The organism is Caulobacter sp. UNC358MFTsu5.1, assembly GCF_000712075.1.
Classification (GTDB): Bacteria; Pseudomonadota; Alphaproteobacteria; order Caulobacterales; family Caulobacteraceae; genus Caulobacter.
On sequence record NZ_JONW01000012.1, the window covers coordinates 290,668 to 302,146 of the forward strand.

Genomic DNA, 11,479 nt, shown 5'->3' on the forward strand with positions numbered 1-11,479 from the left:
TCGCCTTCTTCCCTACCGCTCCATCACGTCCAGCATCCGGTACCGGCCCAGCAGGAAGCCCGCCGCCACGAAGCTGGTGACGATCACCGACACCACGATGCCGTTGACGCCCATCTTCATCGGCAGGGCCAGCCACCAGGCCAGGGGTCCCATGATCAGGGCGTAGCTGATCATGTGGGTGCCGGCGGGGATCCACACCTCGCCTCGCGCCCGCAGGGCCTGGGCGCAGACCACCTGCACGGCGTCGGGCACCAGGAACAGGCAGGTCAGGGCCAGGGCCGGGGCGATCAGGGCCAGGGCGGCCGGGTCGCTGGTATAGGCTCCGCCCACCAGGTGGCGCAGCGGATACAGCAGCACCGCCACCAGCAGGGCGAAGACGGCCGTGACTCCAAAGGCGATCCAGCCGGCCCGGCTCATGCCCCGGCTGTCGCGCGCGCCGAACGCCCGGCCCACCTGCACGGCGGTGGCGGTCGACAGGCCCAGCGGGACCATGAAGATCACCGCCGCCACGTTCAGCACCACCGCCCAGGCGGCGACGTTCAGCCCGCCCAGCCAGCCGGCCACCAGGCTCATGCCGGCGAAGGCCGAGACCTCGAACAGGTTGGACGTCCCCGCTCCGTAGCCGACCCGGCGCTGCTCCTTGGCGGCGGCGGGATCGTGGGCGGGCTTGTCGAACACGCCCAGGGCCCGGGCGTCCTTCAGGCGCACGATCACCACGGCCAGCATCAGGGCGAAGACGCTGCGGGCCACGAAGGTCGACCAGGCCGCCCCCACCGCGCCCAGGGCCGGCAGGCCGAACGTGCCCGGCACCAGCAGCAGGTTGACGCCCAGGTTCACCAGGTTGGCGATCCACATGTTGATGGTGACCAGGCCCGGCCGCCCCAGACCCTCCAGCCAGAAGCTGAGCGCCACGCTCAACGCGTAGGGCGTCATCGACAGCGAGAAGACGATCAGGGGCGCGGTGGCGCCGTCGGCCAAGGCCTTCTCGATGCCGGCGTGGTGCAGCAGCGGCGGCGCGGCCAGGACCAGCAGGACCGAGCCGGCCAGGCCCAGCCAGAAGGCGTAGACCACGCCCCGGCGCAGCACCGCCCCCGCCTCGTGCGGCCGCCCCGCCCCCATGGCGCGCGAACCCATCACCTGGGTCCCCACCAGCAGGCCGACGGTCACGGTGACGAAGATCGAGGTCGGCGCCCAGGCCATGGCGTGGAAGCCCAGCTGGCGGGCCGAGAAGTGCCCCACCACGATGGCGTCGGTCAGTCCCATGATCATGATGCCCAGGCGCGACAGCACCACCGGCCCGGCCAGGCGCAGCAGTTCGATCAGGTCGGAGACAATGACGCCGTGCGGCTTCCCAGGGCGGGGAGCCGGCGCGGCCGCGGGACGCGACATGTTCAGGGCCTTTCAAAGAGGCCGGGAAGGTGACCGATGCCCGCGCTTTGGGCAACCCCGGTCCCGCCGGTGGCGCTTGGAACATCCGGCCGTCCCGCCGGTTTCGCCGTCTCAGCTTCAGGAGCCTTGAGATGTCCGACGTCGAAACCCCGGAATTCGAAGCCGCCGCCGACCGCGTCGCCCAGGCCGAGCGTGACATCCAGGCCCCGCTGGACGCCAAGGAAGAGCGGTCGTTCAAGGCCAAGGACGATAAAAAGGAAAAGCCCGCCATGCAGGCCGGCGCCCGCCCCTATCCCGCCCCGCCCTTCCCGGAACAGCACCAGGTCAAGCCGGGGATCGAGGCCAAGCTGGACCCCGCCCCGATGTACGACGCGCCGTTCTACAAGGGCTCGGGCAAGCTGGAGGGCAAGGTCGCCCTGATCACCGGAGCCGACAGCGGCATCGGCCGCGCCGTGGCCGTGCTGTTCGCCCGCGAAGGCGCCGACGTCGCCATCGGCTATCTGGACGAGGCGGAGGACGCCGAGGCCACGCGCCTGGCCGTCGAGATGGAGGGCCGCCGCGCCATCCTGCTGCCCGGCGACGTCGCCGACCCGGACTACGCCAAGGCCGCCGTCGAGCGCACCGTCGCCGAGCTGGGCAAGCTGGACATCCTGGTCAACAACGCCGCCTTCCAGGAGCACGTGCTGGATTTCGAGGACCTGACGGTCGAGCACTTCGACCGCACGCTGAAGACCAACCTCTACGGCTACTTCCACATGGCCCAGGCGGCGGTGAAGGTGATCCCGCCGGGCGGGGCGATCGTCAACACCGGCTCTATCACCGGCATCGAGGGTAACAAGGACCTGCTGGACTACTCCCTGACCAAGGGCGGCATCCACGCCTTCACCCGGTCGCTGGCCACGCACCTGATCGACAAGGGCATCCGGGTCAACGCCGTGGCCCCCGGCCCGGTCTGGACGCCCCTGAACCCCGCCGACAAGCTGGGACCGCAGGTAGCCCAGTTCGGCGGCAAGACCCCGATGAGGCGTCCCGCCCAGCCGGAGGAGATCGCGCCGGCCTACGTGTTCCTCGCCTCGCCCCAGACCTCCAGCTACATCACCGGCGAGGTGCTGCCGATCATCGGAGGATACGGCGGCGGCTAGCCCCCGCGCGGCCTTAACCTTGGCCGCTAACGAACGGCTAAACACGACCGTTTAGGTTGCTCCACAAGCGCAAAACGCGCCCTCGGCCGCACCTCATCCCTTGGAATGGGCCGAACCTGGAACCGGACCGTCGATGGCGTTGAACAGCATCAACACGAATGTCGGGGCGATGATCGCCCTGCAGTCGCTGAACGCGATCAACCGCGACCTGTCCGACACCCTGCGCCACATCTCGACCGGCCTAGCGATCTCCAGCCCCAAGGACAATCCCGCCGTCTGGGCCATCGCCCAGAACCAGCGCGCCGAGTCCAAGTCGCTGGACGCCGTGCGCGCCTCGCTGCAGCGCGGCCAGTCGATCACCGACGTCGCCCTGGCGGCCGGCGAGACGGTCACCGACCTGCTGACCCAGATGCGCGAGAAGATGCTGGCGGCCTCGGACACCAGCCTGTCCACGGCCAGCCGCAAGGCCCTGAACGACGACTACCTGAACCTCAAGCGCCAGATCGACCGCACCGTGGGCGCCGCCGACTTCAACGGGATCAACCTGATCTCGTCGGGCTCGACCGGCCAGATCCGCGCCCTGGCCAACGCGGACGCCACCGACACCGTCGACGTCGACCACGTGGACCTGTCGACCACCGGTTCGGCCCTGTCGGGCATGCGCGCCGACCTGCTGGGCGCGCCGATCAGCGCCGCCGAGATCAAGGCCATGGGCGGGGCGATCGACAACGTCACCGCGGCCCTGTCGACCCTGGGCACGCGCGCCTACGCCCTGCAGACCCACATGACCTTCATCGACAAGCTGCAGGACACGCTGGACGCCTCGGTCGGCCGCCTGGTCGACGCCGACATGGCCAAGGAGGCCACCAAGCTCCAGGCCCTGCAGATCAAGCAGCAGCTGGCGATCAAGGCGCTGAGCATCGCCAATTCCGGACGCAGCTACCTGCTGAAGCTGTTCGGCGGCTAATGCGGCCTAGTGCGGCCAGGCCTCGGTCAGGACCTTGGCCGGCGGCCCGCCCTTCTTCCAGCTGACCTCCAGGGCCGGCTCCTTCGGCCGCCCCTCGGCGAACAGCTCGTAGATCACCTGGCCGTCGTCCTCGGTGCTCTCGATCACCCGCACGGGCGCGATGTTCGGGACCGCCTTCACGGCGGCGTCGCGCACAGGCTGGGGCGTGGCGGACCAGGCGATGTCGCGCTGGGTCTCGACGATCTTCCAGCCCTTGCCCGTCTCCAGCAGGTCGAACTCGATCTCGGCGCCGTCCGGCAGCAGGCCCTCGACGTCGTAGTAGCGGCGGTCCTCGCGCTCCTTCAGCTCGGCCCGGGTGATCTTCAAGCCGGGCGCGGCGGCGGTCACCACCTCGACCACCGCCGGCGGCAGGTCGGCGGGCGCGACGGCGGTGACCTTGGTCTCGTAGGCGGCCGCGATCCCGGCGGGAGCCGCCAAGGTCAGGGCGAGGACGAGGATCCGGGCGAAGGTCGAACGCGGGGGCATGGCGGCTATCCTTCCAGGGGGAGCGGTCGGCGGAGCCCAGTATGCCCCAGATTGCGGCGAACGCTTGAACCCGACGGATCCTGACGTGTCGCCCGCTCGTGCTAAGCAGGGGCGTAACCCAGTGAGTCCCCATGGCCCAGCATCTCGCCCTCCTGTCCCTGCTCGTCCGCGACTATGACGAGGCCCTGGCCTTCTATGTCGGCAGGATGGGCTTTTCCCTGGTCGAGGACAGCGACCTGGGCGGCGGCAAGCGCTGGGTCGTGGTCGCGCCCGGCGCGGTCGGCACGCGGTTCCTGCTGGCCAAGGCCGGCGACGAGCGGCAGGCGGCGGCGATCGGCGGCCAAGGCGGCGGCCGGGTCTGGCTGTTCCTGCACACCGACGCCTTCGAGGCCGACCACGCCCGGCTGAGCGCCGCCGGGGTGAGGTTCCTCGAGGAGCCCCGGCACGAGGCCTACGGCAGCGTGGCCGTGTTCGAAGACCTCTACGGCAACCGCTGGGACCTGCTGCAGCCCAAGACCAAGGCCTGATACCCATGCGTCGGATCCTCGCCCTCCTGCTGGTCGCCTGCGCGGCCCTGTTCGCCCAGCCCGCCCTGGCCCTGCCCGTCTCGGCCCGGCCCGCGCCGTTGCGGGTGCTGTACCTGGACCAGTCGGTCGGCTGGAAGCACGCCCCGGTCGCCCGACCCGCCGACGGCGGCCTGGCCCCGTCCGAGACCGCGATGATCGCCATCGGCCAGGAGAGCGGCGTCTTCACCGCCGAGGTCACCCAGGACGCCCGCGAGATCACGCCCGAACGTCTGGCCAAGGTGGACGTGCTGGTGCTCTACACCACCGGCGCCCTGCCGCTGTCGCCGGAAGCCTGGGCCGAGGTCCAGAAGCGGGTGGCGGCCGGCAAACTGGGCTTCGTCGGCCTGCACAGCGCCACCGACACCGGCTGGCCCTATGACGGCCCCGGCGAGACCTACACTCGGTTCATCAACGGCCACTTCGCCGGCCATCCCTGGACCCAGGGCACGCCGATCCGCGTCGAGACCCTGGACCCCGACGCGCGGCTGACCGCCATGTGGTCCGTCAGCTTCGACTACGCCGAGGAGATCTACCAGCACAGCGACTTCGACCCGTCGAAGGTGCGCGTGCTGCAGACCCTGGACTTCGCCGGCACGGCCCTGAAGCGCCCCTACGCCGTGCCGATCGCCTGGGCCCGCCAGATCGGCCAGGGCCGACTGTTCTTCACCAATCTGGGCCACACGCCCTCGACCTGGAACGATCCGCGCTTCGAGGCGCAGATCATCGAGGCCGTGCTGTGGACCGGCGGCCGCACCGACGGCGACGCCACGCCCGATCCCCTGCGCCAGTTCCTGTGGCAGCTGAAGGCCCTGCTGGGTTACGAGCCCGCCCCCGGCCGCGACGACAAGGCGATCATCGGTCGCCTGCTGAAGATGGACCCCGTCTGGCAGAAGGCCACGGCCCAGCGCATCGCCGACCTGCGGGCGGTCTATCCCAACAAGCCCGACATCGACCGCGCCCCGTTCGACGCGGCCTACAAGGCGGTGCTGGCCGAGGTGCTGGCCAAGGGCGGCGTCCGCTAGGCGTCGAACGCCTCCGCCGCCAGCCCCCGCAGGTGCTCGGCGACGTCGGCCGGCCAATCGGCGATCCGCGCGGCGAAACCCTCGGCGTCGCCGGCGAACAGGGCGCGGCTCATGGCCTCGAAGCCCGGGCGGTCGCCGGCCATGACCGAGGCGAAGCGGTAGGCCGCCTCGCGGGCGGCGCGGCGGCGGTCCGGCCCCTCGCTCTCGCGGCGGGCGGCCTCGACCAGCTTGCGCAGGGCGACCGAGGCCCCGCCCGGCTGGGCGGCCAGCCATTCCCAGTGGCGCGGCAGCAGGGTCACCTCGCGCGCCGTGACGCCCAGCTTGGGGCGTCCCCGACCGCGCGGCGCGGCGTCGCCTTCGCCCAGCCGCAGGGCGATGTCCCAGGGCCCGCCGCGCAGATCGAAGTCCACCTGGCGGCCTTCGGGATCGAAGATCAGCAACGAGGCTTCGGGCGACTGGGCAAGCCGAGCCTGGGCGGCCACGGCCGCTTCCAGTTTGGGACCGGCCGCGAGCCGGCGCTCGCCCTCGAACACGACATAGCCGCTCATCGCCGCAGCCCCTCGGCGTGCAGGGTCGTCCGCCAGTGCTCGCGGCGCTCGACCAGCAGCGAGGCCCGGCCCAGCCGTTCCAGGCCCTTGTCGTCCAGCACCTCCAGCACCTCGAATCCGAAAGCCGCCTCGCCGTGGGCGTTCCAGGCCTGCTGCAGGGTCGGGCTGGTGTGGCCGCCGGTCCGCAGGGCGAACCAGACGCCGTTCCGGCGGGTGGACAGGTCGGGCGTGCCGCCGATCCAGACCTCGCCCGTGGCGGCGCAGCGGACGGCGTAGATCCCCGCCTGGACCTCGCGCTCCTTGTAGTCGCGCACCAGGGCGCGTCGATCGTTCGTCGTTTCCATGCGCGCTTTTTACCCGGGTATTTTATCGAGTCAATATTACCCGGATATATTTCTCGCCCGCCGGTGCGCTGGTTCAACGGCCCCAAAGGCGCTAGAGACCCCGCTCCCGTTCAGGAGGCCGTCATGGTCCGCAATCTCAAGGGCAAGCTGGTCGCGCCGGCCGTGGACCCGATCGCCCAGGCCGACATCGCCTGGTTCGAGGCCCACGAGGGCCGCGCCTTCCGTCTGCGCGATCCCGCGCCGCTGGAGTTCAAGGACCCGCTGGGCGATCCCGGCGACGGCTTCAGCTGGCGCGTGCTGGTGGCGAAACTGGCCGACGGCGGGCGGCTGAAGCTGCCCGTCTCCCTGGCCTGGGACCTGCACAACGACCACGCCAAGGACCAGCACCTGCGGATGATCTTCGACCAGGTCGCCCCGGAGAAGGCCAAGGCGCTGCTGGCCAAGGGCTAGCCCCGCCTCAGCCAGGCCGCCACGGCCCAGGCGTGGGCGTCGTGGCGCAAGGCCACCACGGCGTCGCGCGGGTCGAGCCACACCAGGAGGTGGTCGTCCTCGACCTTCAGTTCGGGCTTCTCGCCGACCACCGTCACGACATAGATGCCGCCGTTGTTGCACACCGGCTGGCCGTCGGACTTCAGGAACGGCTGGCTGACCTCGATCACCCGCCGCCCGACCTCGACGACCAGGCCGGTCTCCTCGCCGAACTCGCGGACGACGGCGGCGGTTTCGTCCTCGCCGCCGTCCACCGCCCCGCCCGGCAGGTCGAAATAGGGGTCGCGGCCCGGCTTGCGCACCTGCACCAGGGCGATGGTCCCGTTGGCCCCCTCGGCGATGCCGAAGGCGGCCCAGCGGTGCTTGTACTCCAGACCCCGTTCGGGCGCGTCGAACGCCAGCAAGGGATCAGTCCTTGCCGTACAGGTCGTTCCACGGATCGGCCTTGCCGGCGATCACGTCGTCGACGGTGATCTCCGGACGGTAACCGATCTTGCCCGTGGCGCTGGCCTTCCAGGCGTCGACCACCATGTCGCGCAGCTGGGTCGCCCCGGCCGCCAGGCGGGCGTCGACGAAGGCCTTAGCCCGCGGGTCGGTCGCGACCAGGCCGCCTTCCTTCTCCAGCTTGTAGAGCGGTTCCACATAGGTGACCGTGTCGCTGAGATAGCCGACGGTGCGCTGCTCGATCGTGCAGCCGCAGTCCTTGTAGGCCGGCACCAGCTTCTTGACGTCGGCGTTCACCGCCACCGCCTTGACCAGCGGCCCCTCGAAGCTGCCGTGGGTGGCCTTGCTCTGGGTGTAGCCGTTCGGGTTCGGGTAGTCGCCCCAGCCGTTGTAGTGCACCGACAGGTGCAGCGGCTGGCTGGCGTCGCCGACATAGTGGGCCCAGACGCCCAGGTCGCGGACCAGCAGCTCCTCGCGCCGCTTCAGGTCGGCGACGTAATAGGCCTTCCGGACCTTGTCCTTCTCGGTCACCGACACCGACTTCAGGATGCGCCAGTAGGTGAAGTCCTTCACCAACTGCTGGTAGCCGTCGATGATCGAATACGGCAGGTAGCCGGCGTTCCAGCTGTCGTGGCCGACCAGGGCCAGGCTCTTCTCGTAGTCGGCGCGGGTGGGCGGCAGGGTCTCCACCGAGAACTTCGGCCCGCCGTACATCTTCCCCTCGTCGTCGATGTCGAGGAAGTGGGCGGCGTCGCGGTCGGTGTCGTGCACCTTGCCCGAGCCCTTCCAGCGGTCCGGCTCGCGGGCGTACTCGCCGATCGCCGCCACGGCCTCCGGCGTGCGCAGGAAGGCCGGCACGTCGCTGGGGAAGCTCTCGGCGGCGACGACGCCGACCATGCGGTGGCCCCAGGCGCCCCAGGCGAAGGCCGAGCTCGCGGGGGCGGCCAGGGCGGCGACCAGCGCGGCGCTGGTCAACAGACGGCCAAGGGGACGGCCAAGGGGGCGGGCTGACGACTTCATGAGCGCTCCAACGAACTGAGGGCCGGGCCGGCTCCGGCGACCGCCGCGACTCGGCCGGTCCCCCGGGACCTGCTCGAGACGTGTGCGCCGCCACAAAAACCGTGGGCGACTCCGGTTTAGGCCACCCGGACGACGACCGCCAGAGCGCGCCGCGCGAGCGAACGAGCGTCAGCACGCAATCCCTTGTCCGCCAAGCGATAGCGGGCGCCGTGGAACCAAAACCCGCTTCAAACGATGGCGCCGGACGCCGCCGTTAAGGATGCAGCGCGGCATCGGGTCGCCCGCAAGTGGGTTGTCACGCCGCCGTGATCTTAGTAATCAGGCCGCCGACCGAGACCTATACGCCGATAAGAGGAACCCCTCGATGCGACGCACGTTTGCGGGATTTCTGGCCGCCGCGGCCATGTCCATCGCCCTCCCCGCCCTGGCCGCCGACGCCACGCCTGTGCGGAACGACCCGCTGGGCGACCTGATCACGGGCGCCCTGACGGGCACCGTGCCGGGCTCGGTCGAATACAAGATGAAGGCCACCCTGTACCACGCCGGCGCCAAGGGCATCCGCGCGCTGGACAGCCTGGGCTGCAAGGTCGTGGCCATGCGCACCCTGGCGGTCGACAAGGACGTGATCCCGCGCCGCACCGTGGTGTTCATCAAGGAAACCGTCGGCCTGCCGATGCCCAACGGCGAAACCCATGACGGCTACTGGTACGCCTCCGACGTCGGCGGCGCGATCAAGGGCAACAAGCTGGACCTGTTCAGCGGCAAGGGCGCGGCCTCGATGAAGCCGCTGATGGGCCTGAACCTCTCGACCCTCTCGGTGACCAAGGTCGGCGAGTTCAAGGGCTGCCCGCCGGAATAGGCGGCGACGGGGCGGCGAGCGCCTCACCCCATATCCCCCTCTATCCCCGCCTCGGCCTCGCACGGCGAGGGCTCGACCTGTCGCGTCCCGTCCGTCAGCGCCGTCCTGGCAAGGGTGATCCCCAGGCGCCGACGGATCTCTCGACGGACATAGTCGACGCGCGCCGGCGTACGGCCCGCATCGTCCCCCTGGCCTTCGACCCGCCCCTCCGCCGCCAGGCGGGCGGCGCGATGGGCGGCGCGGATCTTGGATCTCGGCATGGCTCGTCTCCTTTCGACATGGCTTGACCGCCTCACGCGGCGAGCCGCTGAAGTTCGGGGAGGGCTGCGGAGCGCCGGGCCAGGCCCGGAAGCTTTGAATGAAATACCGTTTCGACCAGGACCGACGCTCCGCGCGATCGTTCTGCGGGAGCGTCCGGCGGTGGGTCCTGTTCGGACCTCGCCGATCTTAGCCCCCGACGAGCAGGCCGGGCTCGCGTCGCCCGGTCCCGGAACGCATGGGTCACCCCATGCCTGCCGCCCCCGCCGGCCCCTTCGTCAACGCCGTATCCGTGTTCCGGGCTCGGCCAGCACCAGATGACGAGGGTCGCGGCCCCTCACGAGACCGCCGCCGACGAGCACGCCCGCTCGACCGCGCCCCAAGGCCGCGAAGGTCGCAGGCCTTAGCGCCCTCCCCATCGCCTCGAGGTGGTCTGATCATACGGCGGCGTGAGAGGGGGAGGATAAGTGATTTCGGGGCGTTGTTTTCGTTGAGGAAACACGCCGGGAGAGAGGGGGATAAGTTTCTTACGCTCTCTCTCTTTGAGAGAGGGTGGTTACAACCTCTCAGAACTAGGCTCCGAAGGAGACTGCGCGATCTCACCGCGACAGACCGAACTGCGCCATAAGTCGCCCTCGGGCCGCCCCAGGAACACGACCTTCGCAGGGCAGGCTCATCGAACCCAGAGCGTCTCGCGTGGGCTCCGTGATCTCGAAGGGGACGGGTTCCAGTCTGATGATCGACGGCGGACGGACGGCCTAGACCTCGTCTCAGTGTCGGACCGGGTCGATCGCAAGCGATCACGCCCGCTCACACTCGCTAACGCCGACCCGGCCTCGGATCGTCTAGCCTTCCCTGGAACCCGCAGCCCGAGGATCTCGTAATGCTGACTCCCCTGGAGGACAAAGACACCGATCGGCGTGGCTTCATCCGCGCGGCGACCCTTGCGACCATACTTGCCGGCCTTCCACTCGGCGCCCGCGCCGAAACCTCGGCTAAGGCAACGATCATTCCGACCACCGCCTTCGACGCCGTCAAGCAGATCGACGCGGGCGTGCTGAACGTCGGCTATGTCGAGATGGGCCCCAAGGACGGCCCGGCGGTGCTGCTGCTGCACGGCTGGCCCTACGACATCCACGCCTTCGTCGAGGTCGCCCCGCGGCTGGCCGCCGCCGGCCATCGGGTGATCGTCCCGCACCTGCGCGGCCACGGGACCACCCGCTTCCGTTCGACCGACACGCCGCGCAACGGCCAGCAGGCCGCCCTGGCCATGGACGGGATCGCCCTGCTCGACGCCCTGGAGATCAAGCAGGCCGTCGTCGCCGGCTTCGACTGGGGCGCGCGGACCGCCGACATCCTGGCCGCCCTCTGGCCCGAGCGGTGCAAGGCGCTGGTCTCGGTCAGCGGCTATCTGATCGGCAGCCAGAAGGCCAACGCCGCCCCGCTGCCGCCCGCGGCGGAACTCCAGTGGTGGTACCAGTTCTACTTCGCCACCGAGCGCGGCCGAGCCGGCTACGCGGCCAACACCGAGGCGTTCAACCGGCTGATCTGGACCCTGGCCTCGCCGAAGTGGACGTTCGACGACGCCGCCTTCGCCCGCACGGCCAAGTCGTTCGTCAATCCCGACCACGTCGACATCGTGATCCACAACTACCGCTGGCGGCTGGGCCTGGCCCAGGGCGAGGCCCAGTTCGACGACCTGGAGGCCAAGCTGGCCGCCGGCCCGCCGATCACCATCCCCGCCATCACGATGGAAGGCGACGCCAACGGCGCCCCGCATCCGCAGCCGGCCGCCTATGCGGGCAAGTTCAAGGGCCCCTACGCCCACCGCCTGATCACGGGCGGGATCGGCCACAACCTGCCGCAGGAGGCGCCCGCCGCCTTCGCCCAGGCCGTGCTCGACGTC

The 11,479-nt window shown here is 70.3% G+C and carries 14 protein-coding genes; 7 read left to right on the plus strand and 7 right to left on the minus strand.

Annotated elements, in window-relative coordinates; translation table 11 throughout:
- Positions 1–12: 12 nt before the first annotated feature.
- A complete protein-coding gene (locus BR39_RS0124075; RefSeq protein ID WP_029916994.1) occupies positions 13–1,389 on the minus strand; it encodes an MATE family efflux transporter in 1,377 nt (458 codons plus the stop codon).
- A 131-nt stretch (positions 1,390–1,520) separates the two neighbouring features.
- On the opposite strand from BR39_RS0124075, the gene BR39_RS0124080 reads away from it, so the two are divergent.
- Positions 1,521–2,531, plus strand: coding sequence for an SDR family oxidoreductase (locus BR39_RS0124080; protein ID WP_029916995.1), 1,011 nt, complete (start codon positions 1,521–1,523; stop codon positions 2,529–2,531).
- A 133-nt stretch (positions 2,532–2,664) separates the two neighbouring features.
- On the plus strand, positions 2,665–3,498 hold the full coding sequence (locus BR39_RS0124085) for a flagellin (RefSeq protein WP_029916997.1): 834 nt from the start codon (positions 2,665–2,667) through the stop codon (positions 3,496–3,498).
- 6 nt (positions 3,499–3,504) lie between these two features.
- Here the strand turns inward: BR39_RS0124085 and BR39_RS0124090 are convergent, their stop codons facing one another.
- Positions 3,505–4,023, minus strand: coding sequence for a hypothetical protein (locus tag BR39_RS0124090; RefSeq protein ID WP_029916999.1), 519 nt, complete (start codon positions 4,021–4,023; stop codon positions 3,505–3,507).
- A 131-nt stretch (positions 4,024–4,154) separates the two neighbouring features.
- Here BR39_RS0124090 and BR39_RS0124095 point away from each other — a divergent pair, with 131 nt between their 5' ends.
- Positions 4,155–4,550: a VOC family protein gene (locus BR39_RS0124095; RefSeq protein WP_029917001.1), complete on the plus strand. Its 396-nt coding sequence runs from the start codon at positions 4,155–4,157 to the stop codon at positions 4,548–4,550.
- 5 nt (positions 4,551–4,555) lie between these two features.
- Entirely contained in the window at positions 4,556–5,611 is a 1,056-nt protein-coding gene (locus tag BR39_RS0124100; protein ID WP_029917002.1) for a ThuA domain-containing protein, read from the plus strand.
- On the opposite strand, the gene BR39_RS0124105 is transcribed toward BR39_RS0124100, so the two are convergent.
- Both BR39_RS0124105 and BR39_RS0124110 read right to left on the minus strand, forming a co-directional pair.
- Positions 5,608–6,159, minus strand: coding sequence for a DUF2239 family protein (locus BR39_RS0124105; protein WP_029917004.1), 552 nt, complete (start codon positions 6,157–6,159; stop codon positions 5,608–5,610). The two genes, BR39_RS0124100 and BR39_RS0124105, sit on opposite strands and share 4 nt — an antisense overlap.
- On the minus strand, positions 6,156–6,503 hold the full coding sequence (locus BR39_RS0124110; protein ID WP_029917006.1) for a GIY-YIG nuclease family protein: 348 nt from the start codon (positions 6,501–6,503) through the stop codon (positions 6,156–6,158). The genes BR39_RS0124105 and BR39_RS0124110 overlap by 4 nt, the downstream gene beginning before the upstream one ends.
- Positions 6,504–6,626: 123 nt before the next feature.
- On the opposite strand from BR39_RS0124110, the gene BR39_RS0124115 reads away from it, so the two are divergent.
- Positions 6,627–6,953 (plus strand): hypothetical protein, encoded by a 327-nt coding sequence (locus BR39_RS0124115; RefSeq protein ID WP_029917008.1) that lies wholly within the window; start codon positions 6,627–6,629, stop codon positions 6,951–6,953.
- Here BR39_RS0124115 and BR39_RS0124120 read toward each other — a convergent pair.
- Both BR39_RS0124120 and BR39_RS0124125 read right to left on the minus strand, forming a co-directional pair.
- Complete coding sequence (locus BR39_RS0124120; RefSeq protein ID WP_029917010.1) at positions 6,950–7,396, minus strand: NUDIX domain-containing protein; 447 nt, start codon at positions 7,394–7,396, stop codon at positions 6,950–6,952. The genes BR39_RS0124115 and BR39_RS0124120 overlap by 4 nt on opposite strands.
- 4 nt (positions 7,397–7,400) lie before the next feature.
- Positions 7,401–8,456, minus strand: coding sequence for a S1/P1 Nuclease (locus tag BR39_RS0124125; RefSeq protein ID WP_029917012.1), 1,056 nt, complete (start codon positions 8,454–8,456; stop codon positions 7,401–7,403).
- Positions 8,457–8,820: 364 nt separating this feature from the next.
- Here BR39_RS0124125 and BR39_RS0124130 point away from each other — a divergent pair, with 364 nt between their 5' ends.
- Positions 8,821–9,315: a 3D domain-containing protein gene (locus BR39_RS0124130; RefSeq protein ID WP_029917014.1), complete on the plus strand. Its 495-nt coding sequence runs from the start codon at positions 8,821–8,823 to the stop codon at positions 9,313–9,315.
- Positions 9,316–9,338: 23 nt separating this feature from the next.
- Here BR39_RS0124130 and BR39_RS0124135 read toward each other — a convergent pair whose 3' ends face one another.
- Entirely contained in the window at positions 9,339–9,575 is a 237-nt protein-coding gene (locus BR39_RS0124135; RefSeq protein WP_029917016.1) for a hypothetical protein, read from the minus strand.
- A gap of 881 nt (positions 9,576–10,456) precedes the next feature.
- On the opposite strand from BR39_RS0124135, the gene BR39_RS0124140 reads away from it, so the two are divergent.
- Positions 10,457–11,479: alpha/beta fold hydrolase (locus BR39_RS0124140; protein WP_035018985.1), on the plus strand; the 1,023-nt coding region annotated here is incomplete at its 3' end.